The following is a 24,655-nucleotide window of genomic DNA, read 5'->3' as shown; positions in this document are numbered from 1 at the left end:
GCCGCCATGGTTTCAACAATCAGCTGTCACCGGTAGAGTTTGAAAAGCGTTATGCAATGAGCTTGCAAGGTGTCTAGAGAATCCGGGGCGATTCAGTGCGCACCAGAACGAAGTTCCAGGGCTCTAGCGAAAGGAGACAGTGTGACCGCCGTCCACTGCGATGGTCTGACCGTTGATGTAACCACCCGACGGCGAAGCCAGCATCACGGCAAGTCCGGCGATTTCGTCAGCCTCCCCAAAGCGCTTGGAGGGATTGCGCCCGTTGTACCACTCGACCATGGCAGGATCCTCCCACTGGGAACGCGCCATTTCGGTCTTGAAAGTACCGGGAGCGATGCAGTTGGCCGTCACGCCCCGGCTGGCAAATTCATTGGCCATGTTGCGCACCATCTGCATGTCCGCAGCCTTGGTCAGCCCGTAGGTGCCACTGACCGGGTCACCCAGCAGACCAACGATCGAGGCCACGACGATAAAACGTCCATAACCCCGCTCCAGCATGGCCGGCAGAGTCATCTGTGTCAGCCAGATGCTGCTCTGCACATTGACCTGCATGAATTTGTTGAAGGTTTCGTCCTGTAGATCCAGGACCGAGCCGCCCCAGGGATGGATGGCGGCATTGGCCATCACGATGTCAATCCTGCCCCAGGTTGCAAGGGTGGTGTCCACCAGATTTTGCAGTTCATCTTTGCGGCCAATGTTGCACGGTACGGCGATGGCCTCGCCTCCGGCGTCGCGAATCGATTGAGCCGCCTTTTCACAGGCGTCCGCTTTACGACCAGAAATCACCACCTTAGCGCCCTGCTCTGCCATGCCTTTGGCACTGGCAAATCCAAGGCCGCGGCTTGAGCCGGTAATGACGGCAACTTTACCGTGGAGATCGAACAGACTGGAGGTCATCTTATTTTTATCCTCTGAATTTATTCGCACAGCGAATGTTGAATCTGCTGTGCGAATGAATGTAATTTATTCGAACGTCGTTTACAATGCCGAACATCGTTCAGAGTGATGTCGAAATGGATAAACCCGATAAAGACCGTCAGTACGTCACCGCCCTGGCGCGTGGTCTACAAATTCTACGGTGTTTTACCTACGACAGACCTGAACTGACCGCGCGTGAATTGGTGGCCATGACGGGGCTGCCACAACCCACGGTCTGGCGCCTGTGCTACACGCTTGAACGCGAAGGTTTTTTGGTCTGCGCGGGTGAGAACAGCAAGATAGCTTTGGGCCTACCGGCACTTGCGCTCGGTTATGCGGCGCTGGTGCGTGCCGAACTGCCCAAGGTCGCCCAGCCTTATATGCAGTCGTTAACCGAGCGCTATCGGATGGGTGCTTCGTTGTCGGTTCGCGACGGCCTGGACATGCTCTATCTCCAACGCACTCACGGTGACTTCGTTTACTTCAACGATCCGGTCGGTGCGCGCCGCCCATTGGCAACCGCACCTACTGGCTGGGCGTGCCTGGCGGCGTATGAGGCCGAGGAACGTGAGGACGTCATAAAGGGCCTGAAAGCAGCACATCCCAGTGATTGGCCCACGACCCAAGCCAACATCCGACGGGCGATTGCGGACTATCAGACGTATGGATTCATCCTCAGCATTGGCGTCATGCACCCTCAATTCAACGCCGTGGCTGTACCCATTCGCACCCGGGACACCGGAAAAATATACGGTTTGTCTGCCTCTGGCCTGGCCTTGGATTGGCCCCGTAAAAAGCTGCTGGCCATCGGCTCCGAACTGGTTGAACTGGCGAAAAAACTGTCTCTCGTTTCCAACTGATCCCGCATGTATCGACTCAGGAGTCTTGAAATGAACAACCGTAATTCACCGATCCTCGTCACTGGAGGTACGGGTGCCCAAGGGGGGGCTACCGCGCGGGCGCTGCTGGCGGCTGGATATCCCGTGCGAGTTTTAACGCGTTCTCCTGACTCGCCTGCTGCACAGGCGCTGGTCAAACAAGGGGCAACTGTTGTTGCGGGCGACATGGACGATCCCGCGTCTCTGGTTAATGCACTGCAAGGTATTTATGGGGTATTTTCGGTACAGATCCCGGACAGTTCCAACACAGACAGCGAGCGTAAGCAGGGCTTCGCGCTGGTGGAGGCTGCCTACCAGGCCGGCGTTCAACACTTCGTGCATACCTCGGTGTGCGAGGCCGGCAAACACACGAGCTTTGCACGCTGGGGCAGTGGCTATTGGTGGCAGAAGTACTGGACCGATAAGTGGGACATCGAGGAGCGCGTTCGCCACGCTGGATTCCCATCCTGGACGGTGCTCAAGCCGGCCTTCATGCTGGACAACTTCACCCTGCCCAAAGCCCGGTACATGTTTCCACACCTGGTTGACGGAAAAATCATCACCGCCCTCGATCCTAATACCCACCTGCAATTGACCACGGCCGATGACGTCGGCGCCTTTGCGCGAGCAGCGTTAGAACACCCTGAACGATACAACGGCAAAAGCATCGATCTGGCCAATGAGGCGTTGTCGATGGATGAGGTTGCAGCACTGCTGAGCCGTGTGCTTCACAGAAACATCATCAGTGAATCGGTCTCCCCTGGCGAGGCTATCGCGGCGGGCCTATTTCCAGGTTGGGTGCGTTCGCAGGAGTGGACAAACGAAGTGGGTTATCGCGCTGACATTAACGCGTTGGCAGCCTACGAAGTGCCACTTACACTGCTGGAGCAGTGGGTAAAAAACCATATCAGTGAGTTTCCAGGCTGATGGTACAGGCGCCTATCGGTGCCCACCCATACTCTCAAGGAGCCAGACATGCCAAATCTTTATGACTTGCCACCAGAAATTCAGGTGACTGCCGAAGGCGGCTTGCGCCTGATCACCCTCAATCGACCTGATGACCTCAACGCATCCTCTACCGCTATGTTATTCGCCTATCCAAAACTGTTTCGCGCTCTGGCCGAAGACAGGGAAGCACGTGTCGCCATCCTGACCGGTGCCGGCCGAGCCTTCAGTGCCGGTGGTGATTTTCAGCACTTCGTCAAGACGCTGGAAGATTCGGACTTTGCGCGGTCGGTGCAGGAAAATGCCCGTCGCACCCTCCTCAGCTTCATTGATCTGCCCATTCCGATTATCGCCGCAGTGAATGGACCGGCAGTAGGATGGGGCGCGACCATGGCCACCCTGTGCGACATCGTGCTGATGTCGGAAAAATCGTTCATGGCCGAGCCGCACATCAATATCGGCTTGGTCGTGGGCGACGGTATTTCGGTGGCCTGGCCGCTTTACACCAGTTTATTGAGAGCCAAGGAATTGATCTTCACGGGCGATCGCATCACCCCACAGCAGGCCGTGGACTACGGGCTGGCCAACCGCGTAGTAGCGCCGGAAAAACTCATGGAAGAAGCCCGCGCATTGGCTGAAAAGCTGCTCAAACAACCCAGCCAGGCACTGCGTGAAACCAAAAAAATCATGAACAGCTACCTGCATCGTAGCGCTGCCCAAGTGCTTGACACGACCTTGGGGCGGCAGTTGGCGGCCACCTTGAGTGAAGAACACCACAGCCTCGCGACGGCCTTCATTGCCCAGCAAAGACGTACACAGAAGGAGCCTTGATCATTTCTAGGCTAACCAACTGGCTTTCTGCCGGGGATCACCAACGGGCTGATTTCTCGTCTTCTAACTCGTTCAGCAATCCTTACAGATGTGCCGATTTTGGTTGTCGACTAATAAAATACAGGCCTTTCCTGAGCGGTGTTCACCTATACCTTTGGTGAGGTCGGGCATCGGGTGCCGTTTGTCCTGGCATTCGCCCGTGCCCTGAAAGTTAGCATTCGTGTCTGGCGTAAAAGCATCAGTGAACAGGCCGTGATAGTCGAGAAGCCAGGCCCCCCTTACTTTCGCCGAGCTGCAAGTTCTGACCGGCGCGTTGGATGCGGAAAATCAGACTCTGCCGTTGACTGCAATCGACGCGCCAGTGATTGCCGACGCTGCGTCAGACGCCAAAAACAGAATCACCTGCGCGATCTGTGCCGGTTGGACCCATCGCGTGAAGTCAGCATCTGCCATGTCTGCTCTGTTCTGCGGCGTATCGATAATCGAGGGCAAAATCGCGTTGACGGTGACCCCGTGATCTTTGAGCTCTTCAGCCACCGCCTCGGTCAGTCGCATCACCCCGGCCTTGGACGCCGCATAAGCCCCCATGCCCAAGGCTGCCTTGCTGGCAGCACCGGCTGCAATATTGACGATGCGCCCTGCTCCACTCGCCTTAAGATGCGCGAGTGAGGCTTTGCAGGCCGTCGCGGCCGTACGCAGGTTCATCTGGTACAGCAGATCCCACGTCGCCAGATCGCCCTCCTCCAGAGTTTCCCAGCGAAATCCGCCCGCTACGTTAATCAGCGCATCCACACTGCCAAAGTGCGCCTGGACCTTGGCCAAGGCACTGTTTGCCGCTGCCAGATCCGTCAGGTCCACATCGCCCAGCAACAACTGCCCGCTGAACTCGGCGCTGATCGCCGGCAGAGCCTGCGCGGCCCGATCTACCAGCGATACCTGCCAGCCTGCCTGTGCAAATGATCGGCCTACTGCAACACCCAGGCTGCCGAAGCCGCCCGTAATCACCACCGTCCTACTCATGTCAGATGCCCTTTTTCAACACAGTGAGTGTCAGCGACCTTTGAATACCGGTTTACGTTTTTCCCGGAACGCATTGACCGCTTCCTGATGATCTTCGGTTTGGTTGGACAAGGCCTCATACGCGAACGAGGCATCAATCACCGAGCTGACGATCTGCTTGAGGCTGATGTTGACCGCAAGCTTGGTCCACTGGATGGCTTTCGAGGCGCCCTGGGCCAGCTTGAGCGCCATCGCCTGGACGGTTTCGTCAAGCTCTTCGGCCGTGACGGCATGGTTGATCAAACCGATACGGGCAGCCTCTTCGCCGGTCAATGCCTCGCCCGTCAGCAGATACTCCTTGGCCTTCGCATAACCGATCAGTTGCGGCCAGATGGCCGCGCCGCCATCACCCGCGACAAAGCCCACGCTGACATGAGGATCACCGATTTTGGCGGTTAACGTGGCATAGGTCAGGTCACAGAAGAGTGCCAGGGTGGCGCCCAGGCCGATGGCATGACCGTTGATTTTGGCAATAATCGGTTTAGGGCAATCAAGCATCGAAAAGAGCAGTTGCTTGCCACGGCGCATGCCGTCGATGAATCGCTGGGGTTCATCAATGACCAGTTGCATTTCTTCAAGGTCGCCGCCCGCGCTGAAAGCACGGCCGGCACCGGTCAGGATCACCACGCGGGTCTGTTCGTCGTATCCCGCTTCGGTGAACACTCTGCCCAATTCTTCATCCATGCCCGCATCAACGGCATTGAGTGAGTCTGGGCGATTGAAGGTGATCGTCAAAATACCGTTCTCATCGCGTTCCAGCTTGAGCGCTTTATAACTTGAAAAATCCATTCAGGTATCCTTTTGGCAGTAGGTTGACGCCCTGGACGTCTATCGCTGTAAGGTGCAGGACAATCAGACTTCGACCATGGTGAAATCAACTTTGGCGGCACCACATTCAGGGCACATCCAGTCTTCGGGAATATCTGCCCAGCGTGTCCCGGGCGCAATGCCCTCTTCGGGCAGACCTAAGGCTTCGTCATAAAAAAAACCGCAGAAAATGCATTGCCACTGTTTCATGTCGACTCCTTAGTTAACGTCCCAGACCAGCGGCAAATGAAGCACTCCATTCACCGCCCCTGACGCCGTACGCGGTTGCTCACCCGGTTTCACGCGAAAGTCTGGAATGCGCTTGAGCCATTCCTGCAGGAATACCTTGATTTCGGTGCGGGCCAGAAACGACCCGGGGCAGCGGTGCGGACCATTGCCGAAGGCTGCGTGGATCACTGGCTTGCGGGTCAAGTCAACATCCATGGGATCGGTAAAGCGGCGTTCATCCAGACCGAACAGCGCATTCGGAACCTGAATCTGATCGCCGTCTTTGAGCGGCACACCTTTGAAGTCGAAATCGCCGGTCACGACCCGCGCGGTATTGGTGACCCCGTGACGCCGAATCAATTCGTCGACCGCGGTATTAATCAATTGGGGAGCGTCAACCAGTTGTTGCCGTTTGGTTGGGTGTTCGGCGAGGAAGCGACAGATAAAACTCATCATTGAAGCAACGGTGTCCAGGCCACCGAACAGCACCACAATCAGCATGCCAAACATGCGTTCGGGCCGGATAGGGACGCCGTCGATCTGCGCATTGACAATCAGGCTGATGACATCGGTGCCTGGGTTGAGCGTCCGATCCTGAATCCAATTTCCAAGGTAACGCTGCAGTAAAACCTGCGACTCGATGCGCTCTTCCAACGTGCCGCGCACGGCCATCTCCGCCATAGTCAGCAACTCAAGGCGATCACTGCTGGGCAGGTCCACCAGACGTAAAAAAATCAGGATTGGCAACATTTTGGCGAAGTCGTTGACGAACTCACACTGACCGTTCGCCTGAAAACCTTCGATCAACTCGATCGTCAGCGCCCTGATATCATCTTCCATCGAGGCAATGGCCTGCGGCAGGAAAGACGGTGTGATCAACGCTCGATAAGCCGTATGTTCCGGCACGTCCAACTCCAGCGGAACCAGAGTGATTTGTGGCGTAGGCGGGATATTTATGAGGCGATGAGAGAAACGAGCGCCATCTTTCTGGATGACTTCAATGTCCTCTGCGCGGGTGGCGATCCAGTGCCCGCCGTTATAAGGCGACCAGACAATGTCGGGGCCGTCATGCAGCACCTTCCAGGCGAGGTGCACGTCCGTCTCGGCGCCTGCCGGATGAAGGCAGTCGAAATCAATCACCAGATGGGGGGGGACATGTGCAGGCACTGTCCAGCTATCAGGGTAAGTCACGTTACTTCCCTCCTCTGCCGCCTCTGGTCAAAAAAGCGGCTTTTATTGTTGTTTTTATTCACGTCGTAAGCTACGAACTCGATTCCAATTACCGCTACTGCAAGCTTTAAACAGGATCCCAGGTAAAGACATCGCCGGAGCGATCCATGGGAATGAAGGAGCCTTTCAGCGCAGGCATACCGTGCTCAGCCAAGGTTTCAGGGGTCCAGCCTTCCGAGCGCTGTACCGATCGGATCGGTCGCGGCTGGCTCATCAAAAATATCTCGTTATTACGCACCGCAAACACCTGAGCGTTGACTTCAGCTGCCTGGTCACTGGCCAGATACACGCAAATGGGGGCGATTTTTGCCGGCGTCATCTGTTTGATTTTTTCGACGCGGGCCTGCTGCTCTGGCGTATCGGTGGGTATGGCACCAATCATGCGACTGAACGCGAAAGGCGCGATACAGTTCGACCGAACATTGAATTTTTGCATGTCCAGGGCGATGGACTTGGATAACGCCATGATGCCCAGCTTCGCGGCGTTGTAGTTGGCTTGACCGAGGTTGCCGATCAGGCCAGAGGTAGAAGTCATGTGCACGAAGCACCCCGATTCCTGCTCCTTGAAATAGTTGGCGGCAGCGCGGCTGACGTAGAAGGTGCCGTAGAGATGGACCTTGAGTACCGCGTCAAACTCTTCGGCTGTCATTTTGTGAAAAAAACGGTCACGCAGGATGCCGGCGTTGTTGACCACGACGTCAATCCGCCCATAGGTTTGCACCGCCTGCTCGATCAACCTGGCCGCCGCCGCCGGGTCAGAAACACTGTCGGTATTGGCCACGGCGTCGCCGCCGGCGGCCCTGATCTCATCCGCAACTTTTTGCGCGGGCCCGACATCCAGCCCCTCACCACTGACAGAGGCCCCGACATCGTTGACCACCACCTTGGCACCGTATTTCGCCATGAGCAACGCAATGTCTCGCCCAATGCCGCCACCGGAGCCCGTGACGACCACCACCTTGCCCTTAACCATATCCGTCATGCCTGATCCCTCGATCGTGAATACGCATCACCCATAATCCCGGACAGGCTCACAGCAGCGAGCGGATAGCCGCAATTCGAGGTGATCACTCACAACAGAATACTGAACGATATTCACATATGCAAACAAATAAGCCGTTCAGAAAACCTCAAAAAAAACGGCGCGTCGGGTAAATGCCTTCTATAAATAAGCCATAGGGCCATCAAAACCTGGCTACAGCGCAGCGTTTACAAGGCGTTCAAGATCAAAGGGAATTGTTAAACGGTATTTGGTATGATGCACACCTACTTCAAGCAGTACCGTTGCATTCGATGGGCTAGACATCAACACAACGATTTGATCAATCATGAAAAGGTAATACACGTGGATAGTGCTGAATCTCAAGTATCCATGGGCCCACGCTCTGTAACGCGGATCCTGGGCCTGTTCGAAACCCTGGCAAAGGCCGTTGACGGCCTTTCTCTTGCCGAATTGAGCGTGACGCTGGAATCCCCGAAAAGCAGTCTGTTAACGCTGCTGCGTCCGCTGGTCGCTGAAGGCTATCTCAGCCATGGCAGCAATCGTTACCGGCTTGGTCCGTTTATATACCGGCTGGCGGGAGACATCCTGGCCACCCGCAACTTCCCCAAGCTGATGCGCCCCTATCTCGAAGAGTTGGCCGTCAAGTCTGGCGAAAGCGTGTACCTGTCCGTGATCGATATGGAGTCACAGATGGTGACCCACATCGACGGTATCGACTCACAGAACCCGGTGCGTTACGTTTCGCCGCTGGGCGCTCCACGTCCCCTCCACTGTACTGCGCCTGGTCGTCTTTTATTGGCCTATCAGGATGAACGTACCCAGGATGCCTACCTCAAGTCCGCGAAGCTGAAGGCCATGACTTGGCGCACCATCACAGATCGCAGCACGTTGAAAAAGCAGCTGAAAGAGATTCGTGAAACCGGCGTCTCCATCAGCATCAGCGAGCTCAGCGAAGGCGCCGCCGGGATTGCAGTACCGGTCCACAACACCGACGGTACAGTAGCGGCAGCGTTGGTGATCGCAGCACCTGCCGAACGCATGCAGCACAAACTCAATGAGCTGCGCGAGTTGCTGATCTCGGTAGGCACCGCAGCGTCCGGTCTGCTCGGTCACGCATGAACAAGCGCTGAAACACCTGATTCGACTCCGTCCGAATTGGGTGTCGCACTACACAACCTAGTCGGACTCGCCTTGAGCGATGATTTTTCGCGCTTTGAGCAGCACCGGCAGATCGATCATTTCACCCTGCACCTTCACCGCGCCGTCATTCGAGAGCGCGAAGGCCTGGATGACCTCTTTGGCCCAGGCCATTTCACGCTCGGACGGGCTGAACACCTGATTGACCAAAGGCACCTGCCGCGGATGGATACACATCTTGCCGGCGAAGCCAAGCGCCTTGCCGTGTGCGGCCTCATGCCTTATGGCGTCCTGATTATCAATGCTGACACAGACCCCATCGATCGGCCCGTCAATACGTGCGACCCGCGAGGCGACGACAATTTGCGAGCGCGCGTACAACAAGGCGTCATCACTGCCATCACAGCCCACGTCCAATTGATAATCCACTGAACCAAAAGCGATGCGCTGGACCCCAGGGGCTTGCGCCACGACCAGCACTTGTTGGATACCCAGCGCGGTTTCCACCAACGCGATAATCGGCGCCTGAGTCACCCTGCGCAGGGCCAGGAATGGCTCCAGGGTCTCGGCCTTCGGCAGCATCACACTCTCGACGTTCATTGAAGCCAACAGTGCCAGATCTTCAGTGAACCAAGGCGAACCGTAGGCGTTAATCCGCAGGCAGACACGAGCGCCCCCCTCCACGGCTGTGCGCACATGCTCACGTGCCAGAGGTTTATCGGCATCGGCCACCGCGTCCTCCAGATCAATGATCACGACGTCGGCGCCCGATGCCTGTGCTTTAGCAAAACGCTCGGGTCGATTACCGGGAACAAACAAATAGGAACGCATGGGTTCTCCTTGACGCTAAGTCACTGAATCGCGGCGTGGAATCAAGCCAGCGTGGCGGTTGCTTCCATGCCAATTTCCCCGTCAGGGCCTTGGGCCCACAGCAGCACCGTTCCCCCCTTGTCAGCAGGTAAGGCACACAGGGTGATCGGTGCGGTATCGAACAACGGCCGCATAGCGCGGAAACTGAAGTGTTTGAGCCTGACACCCGGCCTCTGCCGATGGAGTAAATCCATCAGCAAGGTTGCAATCAGCGGGCCGTGCACCACCAACCCCGGATACCCCTCTACCGTCTGTGCGTAAGGTCGGTCGTAATGAATACGGTGTCCATTGAACGTCAGTGCCGAATACCGAAACAGCAGCACGGGGTCCGGGGTGATTTCCCGGGTCCATAACGGCTTACGCAGCGTCAGCTCGGTAGCCTTTAAGGGGGCCCCTGGCTGCGGATGATCACGGTAAACCAGATCTTGCTCTTCGCGGATCAGCACGCCGCCGGAATCTGCGATTTGGTGCTCCAACGTGACGAATACCAGCTCACCGCTACGACCGCTTTTGTGGCTGACATTAAGAATCGTCGAAGTCCGCTCGACCGAACTGCCCACCAAAGGACTGCGCAGAAACTCCAGCCGCCCACCTGCCCACATTCTGCGAGGCAGTTCGATGGGCGGCAGAAATCCGCCACGTCGTGGATGACCGTCATCACCGATAGCCGACTGTTGTGCAAGCGGCAAAAAGTACAACCAGTGCCATAGCTCCGGCAGCGCATGCTCCAGCCCAACACAGACCGGCTCATGCTCCAGCGTCGCGGCCAACGCCGTCATGGGCACCCGCGTGAGCTGATCGCTCTGATGTTCTTGCCGACCGATCCAGGATTTCAAATGTTCGATGTCAATGCTCATTCAAATACCCAATGCCTCACGTACTGCCTGGGCAATGGGCAGCAACGGGTCCTCTTCAGGACTGGTCGGGTTGAACAGCTTGTTATGGCAAATCGCAACCGCCAGATTGACGTCCGGGTCCGCCCAGCCGATCGAGTTGCCTTGACCTGGGTGGCAGATCGCGCGGGGGTTCTGCACGCACGTCACGGGAGGGTAGTTGCCGCCGAACCAGAAACCGCCGATGGTGATCGGAATCGGAAAGCCGAACATTACCGGGTCAGGCTCTTCACTGTTGGCCCGAGGGGTGTTCAGGGCTGCGACCAGTTCCCTGGAAAGCAGGCGTACCCCGTCGAGTTCGCCACCGTTGGCGAGAAACGCCCAGAACCGCGCCTCGGAGCGGGCGTTGAATATGCCCCCTACCCCCGCGACCTCTGCACGCCGCACGTCGGCCCGCTCAAAGACTTCGGGAGCCAGCGCAACCGCGTCGGGCATCGAGGCGCTGAACAGCGGTGGCAGGTACTCGGCAGGCACCGATACCATCGCATTGATTTGCCTGGCGACACGCGGCTCGACGTCATCGGTAATGCCGATCCACAGGTCGGTAATGCCTAGTGGCTCGGCGATTTCCTCACGCACAAAACGGCCAAAGGAGCGATGTTTGCTATCAACCCTGCGGACCAGTTCGCCGATGATCCAGCCGAAGGTCATCGACAGGTACAGAGTCTTAGTGCCAGGCGTAGCCAACGGCTCCAGATCTGCGATGGCCTGAGTCATCCAGTCCCAGTCGCACATCCGCTCCGGGGTCACACCCTCGGGCATTTGCGGTACACAGGCGCGATGCGTCAGCACATCACGAACGGTGGTCAATGCCTTGCCATTGGCAGCGTATTCGGGCCAGTAACGGCTGACCGGCGAGTCGTAATCGATCTGGCCCCGGTCAGCAAGAATATGCAGGGCGGTAGCCGCAACGGCCTTGGTCACCGAGTAGACATTAAACAGCGTATCGCCATCGACCGCGTGTGTTCGCGCTTCGTCCGTGTAACCACTCCAGGCGTCGATCACCAGCTTGCCATTAAGGTAAGCCGCCACCTGAACGCCGACTTCACCGCCTTGGGTGGTGGCCAGATCCAGTGCTTTTTGTACAACAGCCTGAGCGTGGGCATCTAAAACGTGACTCATTGAAAAAGCCTCTTGTGACCGTTATTGAGTCATGGCGATGGTGGCCAGACCTTCCATTGCCAGGCCGTAGCCCAACTCCTCCAAAAGCCGGCGCTTGATCGGTTGAGTGAAGGCGACACGTGTATAGCGCAAGGTATGCAGGGGCTTGCTTGCCAATTGCCCAGCCAGTTCCCAGGCCCGAGCCAGCAGTTTGTCCGCAGGCAAGACTTCGGCGACGACGCCCAATGCCAGCGCTTGAGCGGCCCCCAGGCGCTGACCGGTCAGCAAGAAGTAACGCCCTCGATTGGCGCCCAGCAGCATCGGCCACACCACCTGTACGCCATCGCCAGGGACGACGCCGTGGACGAAGTGCGCCAGATCGGCCAGCTCCGTGGTTTCGCTCGCCAGTACGATGTCCGACAGCACCGGGATTTCGGCATGGATGTACGCCGGACCATTGATGGCACCAATGACCGGGACTTCAATATCCAGCAGGTTCATCAGCAAATCCTTTCCTTCACGCTGCAAGCGGTGCCATCCCTGAGACATCGGCTCACTCGGCATTTCGGTCATGTTCATCGCAGCACAAAACGCATCACCGGTGCCGGTAATGATCAACACGCGGACTTCAGGGTCTCGGGCGATCTCACGAAAGCAATCACCCAATTGGGTGTGGATGCTGCCCTCCAACGCCCCCCATTTCAGCGAACCGCCTTCGCTATGCACCGACAATTGCACAATGCCGTCCTTGCGCTCCAAGTGAATGTTTGCGAAGCGCTGTGCGTAGTCCTCGAATCGACTCATGACGCGTCCTCCAGAATCAAATCGGCGGCATGCCATGCCATAGCCATCATTGGCCCGTTAGTGTTGCCTGACACCATCGTGGGTATTACCGACAAGTCCATCACGCGCAGTCCCTCAACGCCTCTGACCCGCAGCCTCGGATCTAGGACGGCATCGTCATCCGAGCCCATGGCGCAGGTCGAACAGGCATGAAATCCCGACTGCCCACGCTGTCGAAACTCGGCAAGAATTTCCTCGTCGGTCTGCACTTTCGGTCCCGGATGCGTTTCTTCCAGGACCATGTGATTCATCGACGCACTGTTGACGACTTTGCGCATGAAACGAAACGCGGCCACCGATACCTCACGGTCGTAAGGATCGGTCAGGTAATTGGTGATGATTTGTGCAGGCTGAGCCGGGTCCGCCGAGGTGATCTGTACGCTCCCCAGACTGCGCGGACGCAAGGGGTAGGCAAATAACTGCATACCCGGAAAGGGTTCAAACCCATAGGATGGCGAGGAAAAGTCCAGCGAATAGGGGGCCATCATCAATTGCGCGTCGGGGCGATCGAGCTCGGGGCGGCTTTTGAAAAAGCCACCGACTTGATAAGAGCCCATTGCCATTATGCCGGTTTTCGTCAGCGCATAACGCAAGGCGTTTTTGATCAGCCGTATACCGCTGAACTCGCGGTTTTGGCTGTCACGCCAATGCCGCAGGCGCACCTGCAGGAAATACAGCAGGTGTTCACGCATGTTACGGCCGACGTTCGGATTATGCGCAACCACGGGGATTCCCAACGCCGTCAGGTGTGCCCTGTCGCCGACGCCGGACAATTGCAGGAGACGTGGAGTTTCCAGGGCCCCCGCACTGAGTATGACCTCACAACGCGCCGTGTAAGACACCAATGTCCCACCCTTTATGCACTCGACACCTATAGCGCGCGTACCTTCGAATAGCACCCGCTGCACTTGGGTAGCAGTGACGATGGTGAGATTCTTTCGCTGACGGACCGGGCCAAGAAACGCTTTCGCCGCACTCTGCCGGACACCACCGCTGATGGTGTAAGTCAGATAGGCCACACCTTCATGATCGAGTCCGTTGATATCGTCCCGCAGCTTCAACCCCAGGCCCTTGCAGGCATTGATCACTGCATCCCCCAGCGCATTACGGTCGCTGTAGTTGGACAGCTTCAAAGGGCCTTTACCGCCGCGCAGCTCACTTTCACCCAGCGCATGGTTTTCGATACTGCGGAATGCCTTGGCCATGGTCTTCCACCCCCAGCCGGTGGCCCCGTTGGCCTCCCAATCATCGTAATCCTGTGGGTGGCCGCGCATGTAGACCATGCCGTTGATGGCGCTGGAGCCGCCCAGCATCTTGCCGCGAGCCCAAATCTCGGTGGTGCGACCGGTGCCTGGGTCTGTGGTCACCGGAAGAAACCAGGCGTGTTTCGGGTCCGACAGCAATTTGCCGAACCCCTTGGGCATGTGGATCAGCGGGTTACGGTCTTCAGGCCCGGCTTCGATCAGCAGGACTCTGTTGTGCACAGATTCAGAAAGCCGGTTGGCCAATACGCAGCCGGCCGAACCCGCACCGACGATGATGTAATCGAACTCTTTCATTGAGCTTAACTCTTCAAAAGCCCGTGATGGCCGCATTGACCATGACAGAGCTGGAGCCTGTGCATGGAGGCTGTTAACCAAACTTCACGTGAATCGAATGCGGCACCCGCATCATCGTTCCACGCACTTGGGGAGCAGGCTTGTCCGGATCAAGGCGCAGGTTGGGCAGGCCATCGATAATTGCCGTCAACGCACGGGTCATTTCAACCCGAGCCAAGTGTTGACCGATACAGACATGAGGGCCAAAGGAAAACGCAAAATGCCGGTGCTGAGGCTTGCGGAAAATATTGAAGGTATCTGGGTCGGGGAATTTGCTTTCATCACGGTTGGCCGATCCCGCCACCACATCGATAAAGGTACCCGCCGGGATATTGACCCCTCCCAAGACAGCATCAGCACGAGCGTAGCGACTCTGCATCAAGACCGGCCCATCCCAACGCAATGCCTCTTCGATTGCCTGGGGAATCAGCGAGCGATCGTTGCGAATAGCTTCCAGTTGTTCTGGATTGCTCAACAGTCCCGTCAGCAACACACTGGTCCCGCGATAGGTGGTATCGCCCGCAGCGTTGACCAGTTGCCGCAAGAACGAAATCAGCACATTTTCCGGAAGGTATTCGCCGTCGACTTCCGCCAATGCCAGAGAACTGACCAGGTCATCGCCCGGATTGGCGCGGCGTTCGGCCACCAGCTTGATGAAGTAGTCGCCCAGCTTGCGCGACGCTTCCGTGCCGTGTTCGATGTCCACCGATACCACGGTCTGGGCAATCGCCAGCTTATGGAAAATCTTCGCGTCTTCAGGCGGCAACGCCAATTGGCGATAGATGATGTGGAAGGGATAGTGCAGGGTGAACTCCTGCACCAGATCCGCTTCGCCTCGGCCTTCGAACGTGCTCATCAAGCCCCTTAACACCGGGTCGACCAGCGTTTCACCCCAGGCGGCGACTGTTTGCGGCAAAAAGGCTTTCTGGAAAATCCGGCGAAACCGTGGATGCTCCGGAGCATCCATGGTCGAGATGCTCTGGCCGAAGCTGATGCCGATGTTGTAGTCGTAGGCATGATTGCCGTAGGTGGCCGGGTCGCCCAATACCTGAGCCACCTCGTCATAGCCGAAGACGCTGTAATACTGCGCATCCGCTGGCTTGGTGATGTCTGCGTACAAGCCCATCAACGTCCGATATTCGCCTTTGTGCAACGAACCCTGATGACGCATTTCGGCAATTTTGGCGTAGGGATCAAGGTGATCGCCAAACATCAACGCGTCTTCCAGGAACGGGTCAAAGGAAGGATCGTCGAAGTCTTCAATATTCAGTTTTGCACCCATTATTATTATCTCCGCATCGCGTCGGGTATCGGTACGCGCTGGCCACAACATCATCAAAGGCGATCTGAAGCCGCTTCAGAAGGCGCATCTCCAGCACACACGAACATTGTTCATATATGCGAACCTCGTTCACTATAATCACGAAGTTTCAAGGCAGCAAGCAGCTCCTCGAATAAAGTTGATCCGCGCCAAAGTGGCGCACTTCATCACACAAACATCCACTTTCAACGCAGTCGCCCTGCCCCCACAGCTTCGATACGTTGGGCGACAGCGCACGCGGCCTCAAGGTTAACGTCGGCAACAATGACCTGCGCCCCCACGTGGGCAAACAACTCGGCAATGCTTTGGCCAATGCCTGAACCCACGCCGGTAACAACGGGAGTCTTGTCGTCCAGGCGAAACACAGTTTGTGTCGTTACTCAAGGGGGGCATCCTTGGCTGAATTATTGTTATTGACCCGCGCGCCCTACGGCACAGCGGCTGCAGGGCTAGCACGGATGGCTTCGCTCTCGCGTTCGCTGACCCAAAAGGACCTCAGCTGAACGCTGTTCAACCGAATTAATTTATTGGGGTCTTTACCCGCTAGATAAACCTGCATAAACCGTATTAATCTTTCAATTATCTTGAAGAATCGGCATGGCCCATGGACAAGTTGCGCTGTATGGAAGTCTTTCTTGCCGTGGTCGACCGCGGCACCCTGAGTGCAGCGGCGGCGAGCCTGGGGCTGTCTCCGTCGATGGTGTCGACTCACCTGAGCAACCTGGAATCAGACCTCGGCGTCAGGCTGCTCAATCGCACCACACGGAGCTTGAGCCTGACGGATGAAGGCGTGACCTATCATGTACACTGCCAACAGATTCTCGATCAAATCAGCGGGGTCGAAGCCGAGCTGGCGGGCAAAGGCGGCACACCACGTGGGCGGCTGCGTCTGGACATCCCCAGCACCATCGCCCAGCACCTGATCATGCCCCTGCTCCCGGAGTTTCGACGGCGTTATCCGGCTATACACCTGGATTTTTCCGACTCGGAGCAGATCCTCGAAACCGTGGAAAACCAGTACGACGTGATGATACGGCTGGGCCTGCTCCGGGACTCTGGAATGATCGCCAGACCGCTTGGCCATTCAGCCCTGCTGACGGTTGCCTCACCGCATTACCTGGCCCAGCGCGGAATTCCGCTGACACCTGACGACCTGCATGGGCATGAGTGCATCAACTATCTGATAGAGCGTACCGGCCGTTTACTTCCGTGGTCCTTCCAGCACGGTGGGCAGCCGATCGAGCTGCAAACCCTGGGAGGATTGTCGATCAGCCAGGGCAACACGCGAATCGAAGCCGCCTTGAATGGCCTGGGCATTGTCCAGGGAATGGCTTTTCACTTGAAAGGTTCATTGGCGTCGGGGCACTTGCAACAGGTGTTGCCTGACTGGGTTTCGATGGCGCCCACGCTGGAAGTACTTTATCCGCGAGGCCGCAGGGAGTCGCGCAAGGTCCACGCATTTGTCGATTTTCTTATTGAGCATTATCCCGCGGCGCAGGAAATGATAGCGCCCGCCCGCAGCCAGTGAAGATCAGGCCAGCCCTGGTTACGCCCACCATCTCTCGCATGAAGTGGTTTGACAGCCACCACACAGATCGTTCACTATTCGAAACGACGTTCATAATAAACCCATAACAACAATCATAACGGCTGCGCTCAAAGCCCTCATAACAGGCTAGGTGAACAATGACTGAAAACACCCATCGCACGGCTGTGATCGTTGGCGCCGGGCATGCCGCCGGGGAGTTGGCCACCAGCTTGCGTGACAACGGTTGGAGTGGTCGGATTGTCCTGATCGGTGACGAACCCCATTTGCCCTATCACCGCCCGCCTCTTTCCAAGGCCTACTTGTCCGGTGCGGCCACAGCAGAAAGCCTGCTGATCAAATCCCCTGCCACCTATATGAAAGCCAACGTCGAGATCATCAATAACACGCGGGTCTTGCGCATCGATCGACAACGCAAATCTGTCGAATTGGCGAATGGCGAATGGATTGGCTACGACAAGCTCGTACTGACCACCGGTGGCCGCCCTCGCCCGCTGTCGGTACCGAAATCGAGCCTCGCGGAACAATCGGGCAATTTTCATTACTTACGCACCCTGGGTGACGTTGATGCCATGCGTCGTCAGTTTGAACCCGGCATGCGACTGGTCATCGTGGGGGGTGGCTACGTCGGTCTGGAAGTGGCGGCCGTGGCCGTCAAGCTGGGCCTCAAGGTCACCGTGCTGGAAGCCTTTCCTCGCGTACTGGCCAGGGTCACCGCGCCGGAACTTTCAGCCTTCTATGAGCGCAAACACCGCGAAGCCGGCGTGGAGATTCGCACGGGCGTGCAGGTCAGTGACGTAGAGATGGACCGTTCGGGCGACGCGGTATCAGCAGTGCTCTGCGCCGATGGCACTCGAGTACCGGCGGACCTGGTGGTGGTCGGTATCGGCCTGATCCCCAATACCGAGCTGGCGCAGGAGGCAGGCCTCACCGTCGACAATGGCATTCTGGTCGATGAGCACGCACAAACCAGTGATCCAGATATCTACGCCGCCGGCGACTGCACCAATCATCCCAATGCATCGCTGGGGCGGCGCTTGCGCCTGGAGTCGGTCCCCAACGCTCTGGAGCAGGCCCGTACCGCAGCGGCGGCGATCTGCGGCAAGCAAAAGCCCTATAACGTCATCCCCTGGTTCTGGTCTGATCAATACGATCTGAAGCTGAAAATGGTCGGTTTGTCCCAAGGCTACGATCAGTTGGTGGTGCGCGGTTCGCCGGACAGCGATTCGTTCAGCGCCTTTTATCTCAAGGACGGCCTGGTGCTGGCGGCCGATACCGTCAATCGTCCGCCCGAATTCATGCTCGCCAAACGTATCATCGCCGAGCGCCTGCGAGTGGACCCTGAACAGTTGGCAGACGACAGCATACCCCTGAAAAGCCTGTTACCGCCCCCTTGATTTCCCTGGCCTGAGAATAACAACGATGCCAAAACTTACGTTTATCCAGCACGATGGCACGGAACAAACCGTGCAGGCCGAAGTCGGTCAATCGGTGATGCAGCTTGCCGTAAATAATCAAATTCCAGGGATTCTCGGAGACTGTGGTGGGAGTTGCAGCTGCGCAACCTGCCATGGCTATGTCGAACCTGAATGGGCCGCACACATGCCAGAAGCCGCTTCCTATGAAGTCGACATGCTCAGTTGCGCCATGGACGTGGATGACAGAAGCCGACTGACTTGCCAGATCAACATGACCCCCGAACTCGATGGCTTGATTATCCGCCTGCCCGTGTCGCAGACCTGAGCGCCCCAGCAGCCCGTCGCATCTCACTGTGCGACGGGCGATTGTGGAACTACAACAAGCCGCTTTCGTCGGCCTTTTTCACCCCACCGTCCAACCCGCGCTCGCGCAACACTTCAATCGTCACCGTCAACGCACTGGAAATAGCCGGAAAGCCCACGTACGGCAGTGTCTGAATGATGATTTCCTGCAGCTCCAACACCGTCAGACCATTGTTCAGGCCGAAGCGCAGATGGTTCTTCAGTTCGGCCGGCTGGTGTTGAGCAATCAGCGCGCCAATGACCACCGCGCTTCGGTACTTGAGTTCCAATCCGGGACGTGACCACACGCTGCCAAACGCATGCTCGATGGCCATGCGCGCGACATCGGCGGCAAAACCACCTGAGGTTGCCCCCGCCTCTATCGCCTTGGCGAACTCAGGCCCCATCATCTGGACCATCAACTCATGCCCTGCTTGCCAGTTCTCGTTCATTGTTATTGTTCTCGTCGTGAAGAAGGGGTCAGATTTCAGATTGAACCTGACCATAGGCAGTCAGCGGTGCAACCTGCGTCACACCGCCATCCACAGGCAAGCAGATCCCGGTAATGAACCGTGCTTCGTCGCTGGCCAAAAACAGGCATGCAGCGGCGACATCCCAGGCGTCACCCTCAATGTTCAGGGGGGCGATGCCGCGGCGCAGGGTACGCATGCTGTCGTTAAGCAGACCGTCCACCAACGGCGTAAAGATGTGCCCGGGCGCAACGGTGTTGGCGCGCAGCCCCTGACGGCCATACATCACCGCCAGCTCACGGGTCATTTGCACCATCGCCGCTTTGGATGGCCCATAGGCGACCGAGCCGTGGCCTTGCAAACCGGCGGTCGAGGCGATATTGAGCACGGCCGAACCGGGCTTTGCTAAGAGGTGAGGCAAGGCGTGCCGACTCATCAAAAAAGCACTTTTGAGGTTAACCTCCATCACTCGCTGCCACAGTTCGAGGGGGTGCTGTTCAAAACGCTGCGGGCCGGTGGCGATGCCGACGTTATTGACCAAGATGTGCAGCGCCCCGTAACGCGCGACCGTGTCGCTCACGAAGCGCTGGCAGTCCTCATCGGACGTGACATCACCGGCGCAAACAAACGCATCGCCGCCCGCCTCGAGAATCATCGCCAGGGTTTCTTCCGCGCGCTCGGGGTGTTGATCTACCAGGCAGACCCTGGCCCCTTCCCGTGCAAACTGGTAAGCGATGGCCTTTCCGGTGCCCACGCCTTTGCCCTGGGAGCCCGCGCCAGTAACGATGGCCACTTTGCCGGCCAGCCGTGTATTAAAAACAGTGGGTAATGGCATCGAAGGCTCCTCAGTGCGGCGGACGAATAAGGGTGGCGTGGCCGTCGCTGAAAGCAACAATCGCAGGATCACCGGCCTTCATGCGCTGGGGAATTTCCTCCAGGGGGACCTTCTTGCCGTCAATACCCCGGCAATAGGTTTGCGTATCGACGACGAACGTCCCCGTGCGCCCATCGTCGCCGACCACGCTGACCGAACTGCTGGATAACGCGCTCAAGGTGCCGATAATCGGGGTGTGCCCCGAGGCGCCCATGATGCGAATGTCCATCGACAAACGAAAACGGTCCGAGTAGTTGGCAAGCCCGCTGTGCGGGGTGTTGATATGCATCAGCAGCACATCGCCGGGACGGTAGGTGGTTCGACGCCAGGCGTGATCAGGGACTGAACCATTGGGGATCGGAAACAATGGCGGCGTGTTCACATCGTGCAAATACGGCCCTTTGTGCATGCCCTCGGCCAAGACCAGGCCACCCACCTCATCGCTGATCACTGACAACGGAATCCAGCAAATCAGGAACGGAATACCGACGTTGTAGAAACCATCCTGATGCAAGTAATCCAGACGGCTGGGCTTGCGCTCTGCGGTGGGCGGCGTGGCGCGGTACTCCACGGTTGGAATCCAGAACGGTTGGTCATCCAGCAAACGCTGGAAGAACGCGTTGATCGGCGGTTCCTGGACAAAGGGGCGCCAGATTTCACGTTCGACCAAAGGCTCCATGCGGAACGGGAATCCGTCGAGACTTTTACCGCTGTAGAGCGCCTGCGCGTCGTCTTTTTGGGTAACCCCAAGCTCATCCAGTAAATCCATGTAGACGCCACGCAAACGCGACACCGATCCTTGGTCAAGGACATCACGGAAGAACCAATAGCCATCGCGTTCCCAGGCTGCGTTCAGTGCCTGGCGGTCATCGAGCAAGGCGTTGGAAACGTTCAACTCTCGCATCGGCGGTTGGTTTGATATAGGCGAAGAAATATTCATCAACTGCAGCCCTTTCTTGTTGTCGTTGTCGCGCTGGGGGTACCCGCATCAGTACACCGGCACTGGACTGATACTACCGAGAAGGCGATGCCGGATAATCCGCCTTACCACCAAAACACCCTTCAGTTTTATTGATCAATCAAGCGAGATACCGCAGCCACGTCAACGGATAATGTCAAAGGTGGGCTGACCGACCGCCATCCACCGCAAGAATTTGGCCGCTGATATAAGGTGCGTCCGCCAGTAGAAACAACACGGTGCGAGCGATGTCATGGGGTTCGCCCGTGCGCTTGAGCAATGTTGAGTCGATCATCGTCTGCCGCGTTGCCGCGTCGAATAAGCCGTCCGAAGGCCATGCGATGGCGCCCGGTGAAACGCCATTAACCCGTACGTGTGGCCCCATTTCGATGGCCAGCGCTTTGGTCAGCCCCAGTAGCCCGGCCTTAGCTGCGCAGTAGGTCGAAAACCCTTCGATTGGTCTCTCCGCATTGATGTCGACGATATTGATGATGGTGCCACCGGTGTCCTTCAGGTGTGGCCATGCCGCTTGGGACAGAAATAGCGGTGCCTTGAAGTTACTGCCGATCAGGTCGGTCCAGGCCTGTTCGTCAATACTGCCCAAAGGGGTCGGGTAGAAACTGGAGGCGTTGTTGATCAGCCCATCAAGACGGCCAAAGCTTTCAACCGCACACTCGACCAATCCTGCGAGCGCCTGCGTGTCCAGCAAGTCGGCTTGCAATAAGGTGACAGAACCCGGCCGCTCCCAGTTCAGCCGTTCGGCCAGTTCGTTGGCGTCCCCGGCACTACGGCGGTAATGCAGAATGATCGAGGCGCCTGCATCGTGCAGGGCTCTGACAATGGCTGCACCGACGCGCTTCGCGCCGCCCGTGACCAGAATCGCCTTGCCGTGGAGGGACGAATTGGACATTGCGCATCTCCTTATTCAGCTATTGGCGAATCGTGGGTGAGCGGCAAGGCCGATGATCGCCAGCAGTTCGCGGCGGGTTTCGCCATGATCGCGGAACGCGCCGACCATCCGGCTGGTGACCATCGATACGCCGGCCTTGTGCACGCCGCGGGTGGTCATGCACTGGTGAGAGGCCTCGATGACCACGGCCACACCCAGTGGTTGCAGCACGTCACTGAGCGTGTCGGCGATCTGCACGGTCATCTTTTCCTGAATCTGCAAACGCTTGGCATAGACCTCGACCAACCTCGCAAGCTTGGAAATCCCCACCACTCGCTTGTCCGGCAGATAGGCCACGTGGACTTTGCCAATGATCGGCACCATGTGGTGTTCGCAGTGACTTTCGAAACGGATGTCGGTCAGCACGATCATCTCGTCATAGCCTTCGACTTCTTCGAAAGTGCGCGACAGAATTTCTCGTGGTTCCTCAAGATAACCCGCGAAGAATTCGTCATACGATTTGACGACCCGTCGTGGCGTATCGAGCAAGCCTTCACGATCGGGATCGTCGCCGGCCCAACGAATCAGGGTACGTACTGCCGCTTCGGCTTCGTCACGGGTGGGCCGTGCCTGGAGTTGAAACTGTTTTTTGACCGTCATCACATCACTCTTCTGCATGCTGTACGGAGACATATCGGGAACCCAATGCTTTGTGCGATCAGGTCAATACGCTCAGGGACTCATTGCTAAAGGGTTCGAAAACCTGGCCCTGGCGGGCCTTGCTTGCCCAATTGGGGTCCTGCAACAGGGACCGGCCAACACCGACCAGGTCGAACTCACCCCGCTCATAACGCGCCATGAGCAATTGCAGGTTATTACTGGAGTGGGCCCCGCCCTGTTTGTTGCTGTCGTACATACCGTTTTCCAACCCAACACCGCCGACCGTCATGCTCATGCAGCCGGTGACTTTTTTGGCCCAACCCGCCAGATTCAACTCACCATCGCTTCCGCTGATGTCCGGAAACTCGGCGCGATTGAAATAGCGCACGCTGGCATCGAACACATCGACTCCGGCCTCGGCGATCGGCAGCAGAATGTCCTGCAATTCTTGGGGCGTCGCCGCCAGCCGAGCCTTGAAGTCCTGCTGCTTCCATTGTGAAAAGCGGAACAGGATCGGCAGCTCTGGACCGACCGCCGCACGAATGGCCTTGATCACCTCGACGGCAAAGCGGCTGCGCGCCTTGCGGTCACCGCCCCAGGCGTCGGTGCGCAGGTTGGTCACGCGCCACAAGAAGGTATCGATCAAATAACCGTGGGCGCCGTGGACCGCGATCCCATCAAAACCGAGCGCCTTGGCATAGGCGGCACTGCGCGTATAGCCTGCGATGACATCGGCGATGTCTTCTTCGCTCATCGCCGTGGTCGGCACCAACTGTGCCGCTACGTAGTCGGCGGGCGATGAGGTTAGCCCAGCAGGTGGCCCCCATATCCCGGAAGGACGCGAGGACGGTATGTGCGGGTTAGGGCCGGTGCCTTGTAAGCGCATACCCCCCTGGTGCCACAGTTGCGGAAAAATACGCCCACCCACGGCATGCACCTGCTCAACCACCCGACGCCAGCCGGCTAGCGCCGCTTCGCCGTAAAGGTGCGGCAGGTCGCTTTCGCCGATGCCAGCCTCGCCCAAAGCCGAGGGATGATCGACGCCAACACCTTCGGTAATGATCAGACCGGTTTCACCTTGTGCCCTGCGACTGTAGTAGCCCGCGACGTCTTCACCTGGCACGCCACCAGGGGAGAAGTTCCGGGTCATGGGCGCCATCACGATACGGTTGTTCAAGCGCAGCGATCCGAGCTGCAAGGGTTCAAATAAAGGTGCGACAAGGTTGGACATGGAGTGCTCCTCGCAGGCAGTCATGGCTGCTTCGTCAGGCGTTGGCGTAACTCACTGGAGCTGCGCGACCAAAAGGTGTCCCAGTGGGGGAAGCTGCTCGGCAAACGCGGTTCAAATCGCGGCTCAGTGTATTTGCCCGGCCAGCACTGCCATTGCGGAACCCCTGGGCGTTGCTGCCAGTCGGTGGAGTACCAATGACGTTCGTCACGGCGTTCAAAAAACCATTCCCCGTCACGCCGTACATAGCTGTCGAAATAACAGATAGCCATGACCACCCAGTGTTCACCGTCTTCATGCTCGGCGCGGCAATACACAGTGCCGGTCGCATGGTCGGCATCCAGCAAGTCGATGGTGTGCCCGCAGATCTGGTGCACGCTGCGGTAGAACGCCTGGAGAATCGATTCCGAAGCGTAAAAGTCCTTGAGCGCCGCACGCCCCTTGCCCCTGCGGCCACAGTCCACATCGTCGGTAAACAGCGCGACCAGCGCATCGAGGTCACGACCGTCGACACTCAGGGCATACCGCGATGGAAGTTGTTGAATAGCCAGTTGCGCCTCAACCCTTTCAAGGCGCTGTTCGAGGGTTTGAAGTTGACTCATCGAAGG

General features: G+C 57.7%; 27 protein-coding genes. 7 read left to right on the top strand and 20 right to left on the bottom strand.

Translation table 11 applies throughout. From position 1 onward, the window contains the following. Window positions 1-123 precede the first annotated feature (123 nt). Complete coding sequence (locus FBY10_RS29080; RefSeq protein WP_145338621.1) at window positions 124-897, bottom strand: SDR family NAD(P)-dependent oxidoreductase; 774 nt, start codon at window positions 895-897, stop codon at window positions 124-126. An 86-nt stretch (window positions 898-983) separates the two neighbouring features. Here FBY10_RS29080 and FBY10_RS29075 point away from each other — a divergent pair, with 86 nt between their 5' ends. From FBY10_RS29075 to FBY10_RS29065, 3 genes are read left to right on the top strand one after another with little or no spacing between them, the layout of a single operon-like run. Then, the gene (locus tag FBY10_RS29075) at window positions 984-1,778 is read left to right on the top strand and encodes an IclR family transcriptional regulator (protein ID WP_145338620.1); all 795 of its coding nucleotides are present in this window, start codon (window positions 984-986) and stop codon (window positions 1,776-1,778) included. 30 nt (window positions 1,779-1,808) lie between these two features. Further along, the gene (locus FBY10_RS29070; RefSeq protein WP_145338619.1) at window positions 1,809-2,723 is read left to right on the top strand and encodes an NmrA/HSCARG family protein; all 915 of its coding nucleotides are present in this window, start codon (window positions 1,809-1,811) and stop codon (window positions 2,721-2,723) included. 18 nt (window positions 2,724-2,741) lie between these two features. Continuing rightward, complete coding sequence (locus tag FBY10_RS29065; protein ID WP_218571058.1) at window positions 2,742-3,572, top strand: enoyl-CoA hydratase/isomerase family protein; 831 nt, start codon at window positions 2,742-2,744, stop codon at window positions 3,570-3,572. Window positions 3,573-3,899: 327 nt separating this feature from the next. Here FBY10_RS29065 and FBY10_RS29060 read toward each other — a convergent pair whose 3' ends face one another. From FBY10_RS29060 to FBY10_RS29040, 5 genes are all read right to left on the bottom strand, one after another. Then, window positions 3,900-4,592 carry an SDR family NAD(P)-dependent oxidoreductase gene (locus tag FBY10_RS29060; RefSeq protein WP_145338617.1) on the bottom strand — a complete coding sequence of 231 codons (693 nt, stop codon included), beginning with the start codon at window positions 4,590-4,592 and terminating at the stop codon, window positions 3,900-3,902. Window positions 4,593-4,622: 30 nt separating this feature from the next. Then, the gene (locus FBY10_RS29055; protein WP_145338616.1) at window positions 4,623-5,420 is read right to left on the bottom strand and encodes an enoyl-CoA hydratase/isomerase family protein; all 798 of its coding nucleotides are present in this window, start codon (window positions 5,418-5,420) and stop codon (window positions 4,623-4,625) included. 63 nt (window positions 5,421-5,483) lie between these two features. Next, on the bottom strand, window positions 5,484-5,648 hold the full coding sequence (locus tag FBY10_RS29050) for a rubredoxin (protein WP_053136117.1): 165 nt from the start codon (window positions 5,646-5,648) through the stop codon (window positions 5,484-5,486). 9 nt (window positions 5,649-5,657) lie between these two features. Then, entirely contained in the window at window positions 5,658-6,857 is a 1,200-nt protein-coding gene (locus FBY10_RS29045; RefSeq protein ID WP_145338615.1) for a cytochrome P450, read from the bottom strand. 106 nt (window positions 6,858-6,963) lie between these two features. After that, a complete protein-coding gene (locus FBY10_RS29040; protein WP_218571057.1) occupies window positions 6,964-7,878 on the bottom strand; it encodes an SDR family NAD(P)-dependent oxidoreductase in 915 nt (304 codons plus the stop codon). Window positions 7,879-8,151: 273 nt separating this feature from the next. On the opposite strand from FBY10_RS29040, the gene FBY10_RS29035 reads away from it, so the two are divergent. After that, window positions 8,152-9,018: an IclR family transcriptional regulator gene (locus FBY10_RS29035; protein ID WP_218571056.1), complete on the top strand. Its 867-nt coding sequence runs from the start codon at window positions 8,152-8,154 to the stop codon at window positions 9,016-9,018. A 57-nt stretch (window positions 9,019-9,075) separates the two neighbouring features. Here the strand turns inward: FBY10_RS29035 and FBY10_RS29030 are convergent, their stop codons facing one another. The 7 genes from FBY10_RS29030 to FBY10_RS29000 all read right to left on the bottom strand — a co-directional run bounded on the left by FBY10_RS29030 (window position 9,076) and on the right by FBY10_RS29000 (window position 16,027). Next, complete coding sequence (locus tag FBY10_RS29030) at window positions 9,076-9,867, bottom strand: CoA ester lyase (protein WP_145338614.1); 792 nt, start codon at window positions 9,865-9,867, stop codon at window positions 9,076-9,078. Between the two features lie 41 nt (window positions 9,868-9,908). After that, window positions 9,909-10,763 (bottom strand): MaoC family dehydratase N-terminal domain-containing protein, encoded by an 855-nt coding sequence (locus FBY10_RS29025; protein ID WP_145338613.1) that lies wholly within the window; start codon window positions 10,761-10,763, stop codon window positions 9,909-9,911. After that, the gene (locus FBY10_RS29020) at window positions 10,764-11,921 is read right to left on the bottom strand and encodes a serine hydrolase (protein WP_145338612.1); all 1,158 of its coding nucleotides are present in this window, start codon (window positions 11,919-11,921) and stop codon (window positions 10,764-10,766) included. Window positions 11,922-11,942: 21 nt separating this feature from the next. After that, window positions 11,943-12,704, bottom strand: coding sequence for an enoyl-CoA hydratase/isomerase family protein (locus FBY10_RS29015; RefSeq protein WP_145338611.1), 762 nt, complete (start codon window positions 12,702-12,704; stop codon window positions 11,943-11,945). After that, the gene (locus FBY10_RS29010) at window positions 12,701-14,302 is read right to left on the bottom strand and encodes a GMC family oxidoreductase (protein ID WP_145338610.1); all 1,602 of its coding nucleotides are present in this window, start codon (window positions 14,300-14,302) and stop codon (window positions 12,701-12,703) included. The genes FBY10_RS29015 and FBY10_RS29010 overlap by 4 nt, the downstream gene beginning before the upstream one ends. A 73-nt stretch (window positions 14,303-14,375) precedes the next feature. Continuing rightward, complete coding sequence (locus FBY10_RS29005; protein WP_145338609.1) at window positions 14,376-15,623, bottom strand: cytochrome P450; 1,248 nt, start codon at window positions 15,621-15,623, stop codon at window positions 14,376-14,378. A 224-nt stretch (window positions 15,624-15,847) separates the two neighbouring features. Beyond that, on the bottom strand, window positions 15,848-16,027 hold the full coding sequence (locus FBY10_RS29000) for an SDR family NAD(P)-dependent oxidoreductase (protein WP_145338608.1): 180 nt from the start codon (window positions 16,025-16,027) through the stop codon (window positions 15,848-15,850). Between the two features lie 257 nt (window positions 16,028-16,284). On the opposite strand from FBY10_RS29000, the gene FBY10_RS28995 reads away from it, so the two are divergent. The 3 genes from FBY10_RS28995 (at window position 16,285) to FBY10_RS28985 (ending at window position 18,951) form a co-directional block, all read left to right on the top strand. After that, on the top strand, window positions 16,285-17,190 hold the full coding sequence (locus tag FBY10_RS28995; RefSeq protein WP_178116810.1) for a LysR family transcriptional regulator: 906 nt from the start codon (window positions 16,285-16,287) through the stop codon (window positions 17,188-17,190). Between the two features lie 158 nt (window positions 17,191-17,348). Next, window positions 17,349-18,605 carry an NAD(P)/FAD-dependent oxidoreductase gene (locus tag FBY10_RS28990; protein ID WP_145338606.1) on the top strand — a complete coding sequence of 419 codons (1,257 nt, stop codon included), beginning with the start codon at window positions 17,349-17,351 and terminating at the stop codon, window positions 18,603-18,605. 25 nt (window positions 18,606-18,630) lie between these two features. Continuing rightward, entirely contained in the window at window positions 18,631-18,951 is a 321-nt protein-coding gene (locus tag FBY10_RS28985; RefSeq protein ID WP_145338605.1) for a 2Fe-2S iron-sulfur cluster-binding protein, read from the top strand. Between the two features lie 49 nt (window positions 18,952-19,000). Here the strand turns inward: FBY10_RS28985 and FBY10_RS28980 are convergent, their stop codons facing one another. The 7 genes from FBY10_RS28980 to FBY10_RS28950 form a co-directional block, all read right to left on the bottom strand. Beyond that, on the bottom strand, window positions 19,001-19,420 hold the full coding sequence (locus FBY10_RS28980; RefSeq protein ID WP_053136158.1) for a carboxymuconolactone decarboxylase family protein: 420 nt from the start codon (window positions 19,418-19,420) through the stop codon (window positions 19,001-19,003). Between the two features lie 28 nt (window positions 19,421-19,448). Then, window positions 19,449-20,273, bottom strand: a complete 825-nt coding sequence (locus tag FBY10_RS28975; RefSeq protein ID WP_145338604.1) for an SDR family NAD(P)-dependent oxidoreductase — start codon at window positions 20,271-20,273, stop codon at window positions 19,449-19,451. 10 nt (window positions 20,274-20,283) lie between these two features. Next, window positions 20,284-21,252, bottom strand: a complete 969-nt coding sequence (locus FBY10_RS28970) for a phytanoyl-CoA dioxygenase family protein (RefSeq protein WP_145338603.1) — start codon at window positions 21,250-21,252, stop codon at window positions 20,284-20,286. Between the two features lie 175 nt (window positions 21,253-21,427). After that, complete coding sequence (locus FBY10_RS28965) at window positions 21,428-22,180, bottom strand: pteridine reductase (protein ID WP_145338602.1); 753 nt, start codon at window positions 22,178-22,180, stop codon at window positions 21,428-21,430. A gap of 15 nt (window positions 22,181-22,195) precedes the next feature. Further along, window positions 22,196-22,819 carry a GTP cyclohydrolase I FolE gene (gene folE, locus FBY10_RS28960; protein WP_145338601.1) on the bottom strand — a complete coding sequence of 208 codons (624 nt, stop codon included), beginning with the start codon at window positions 22,817-22,819 and terminating at the stop codon, window positions 22,196-22,198. Window positions 22,820-22,877: 58 nt separating this feature from the next. After that, complete coding sequence (locus FBY10_RS28955) at window positions 22,878-24,050, bottom strand: NADH:flavin oxidoreductase (protein WP_145338600.1); 1,173 nt, start codon at window positions 24,048-24,050, stop codon at window positions 22,878-22,880. A gap of 20 nt (window positions 24,051-24,070) precedes the next feature. After that, window positions 24,071-24,649 (bottom strand): nuclear transport factor 2 family protein, encoded by a 579-nt coding sequence (locus FBY10_RS28950; RefSeq protein ID WP_145338599.1) that lies wholly within the window; start codon window positions 24,647-24,649, stop codon window positions 24,071-24,073. Between the last annotated feature and the right edge of the window lie 6 nt (window positions 24,650-24,655).

It is taken from the genome of Pseudomonas sp. SJZ103 (assembly GCF_007828335.1).
Classification (GTDB): Bacteria; Pseudomonadota; Gammaproteobacteria; order Pseudomonadales; family Pseudomonadaceae; genus Aquipseudomonas.
The sequence above is the reverse complement of the archived record's forward strand: the minus strand, read 5'-3'. Positions and strand labels throughout refer to the sequence as shown.

Coding starts and splice junctions, on each gene's coding strand:
- FBY10_RS29080 (WP_145338621.1), bottom strand. CDS start 897: ATGACCTCCAGTCTGTTCGATCTCCACGGTAAAGTTGCCGTCATTACC.
- FBY10_RS29075 (WP_145338620.1), top strand. CDS start 984: ATGCCGAACATCGTTCAGAGTGATGTCGAAATGGATAAACCCGATAAA.
- FBY10_RS29070 (WP_145338619.1), top strand. CDS start 1,809: ATGAACAACCGTAATTCACCGATCCTCGTCACTGGAGGTACGGGTGCC.
- FBY10_RS29060 (WP_145338617.1), bottom strand. CDS start 4,592: ATGAGTAGGACGGTGGTGATTACGGGCGGCTTCGGCAGCCTGGGTGTT.
- FBY10_RS29055 (WP_145338616.1), bottom strand. CDS start 5,420: ATGGATTTTTCAAGTTATAAAGCGCTCAAGCTGGAACGCGATGAGAAC.
- FBY10_RS29050 (WP_053136117.1), bottom strand. CDS start 5,648: ATGAAACAGTGGCAATGCATTTTCTGCGGTTTTTTTTATGACGAAGCC.
- FBY10_RS29040 (WP_218571057.1), bottom strand. CDS start 7,878: ATGACGGATATGGTTAAGGGCAAGGTGGTGGTCGTCACGGGCTCCGGT.
- FBY10_RS29035 (WP_218571056.1), top strand. CDS start 8,152: ATGATGCACACCTACTTCAAGCAGTACCGTTGCATTCGATGGGCTAGA.
- FBY10_RS29030 (WP_145338614.1), bottom strand. CDS start 9,867: ATGCGTTCCTATTTGTTTGTTCCCGGTAATCGACCCGAGCGTTTTGCT.
- FBY10_RS29025 (WP_145338613.1), bottom strand. CDS start 10,763: ATGAGCATTGACATCGAACATTTGAAATCCTGGATCGGTCGGCAAGAA.
- FBY10_RS29020 (WP_145338612.1), bottom strand. CDS start 11,921: ATGAGTCACGTTTTAGATGCCCACGCTCAGGCTGTTGTACAAAAAGCA.
- FBY10_RS29015 (WP_145338611.1), bottom strand. CDS start 12,704: ATGAGTCGATTCGAGGACTACGCACAGCGCTTCGCAAACATTCACTTG.
- FBY10_RS29010 (WP_145338610.1), bottom strand. CDS start 14,302: ATGAAAGAGTTCGATTACATCATCGTCGGTGCGGGTTCGGCCGGCTGC.
- FBY10_RS29005 (WP_145338609.1), bottom strand. CDS start 15,623: ATGGGTGCAAAACTGAATATTGAAGACTTCGACGATCCTTCCTTTGAC.
- FBY10_RS28995 (WP_178116810.1), top strand. CDS start 16,285: ATGGAAGTCTTTCTTGCCGTGGTCGACCGCGGCACCCTGAGTGCAGCG.
- FBY10_RS28990 (WP_145338606.1), top strand. CDS start 17,349: ATGACTGAAAACACCCATCGCACGGCTGTGATCGTTGGCGCCGGGCAT.
- FBY10_RS28985 (WP_145338605.1), top strand. CDS start 18,631: ATGCCAAAACTTACGTTTATCCAGCACGATGGCACGGAACAAACCGTG.
- FBY10_RS28980 (WP_053136158.1), bottom strand. CDS start 19,420: ATGAACGAGAACTGGCAAGCAGGGCATGAGTTGATGGTCCAGATGATG.
- FBY10_RS28975 (WP_145338604.1), bottom strand. CDS start 20,273: ATGCCATTACCCACTGTTTTTAATACACGGCTGGCCGGCAAAGTGGCC.
- FBY10_RS28970 (WP_145338603.1), bottom strand. CDS start 21,252: ATGAATATTTCTTCGCCTATATCAAACCAACCGCCGATGCGAGAGTTG.
- FBY10_RS28965 (WP_145338602.1), bottom strand. CDS start 22,180: ATGTCCAATTCGTCCCTCCACGGCAAGGCGATTCTGGTCACGGGCGGC.
- folE (WP_145338601.1), bottom strand. CDS start 22,819: ATGACGGTCAAAAAACAGTTTCAACTCCAGGCACGGCCCACCCGTGAC.
- FBY10_RS28955 (WP_145338600.1), bottom strand. CDS start 24,050: ATGTCCAACCTTGTCGCACCTTTATTTGAACCCTTGCAGCTCGGATCG.
- FBY10_RS28950 (WP_145338599.1), bottom strand. CDS start 24,649: ATGAGTCAACTTCAAACCCTCGAACAGCGCCTTGAAAGGGTTGAGGCG.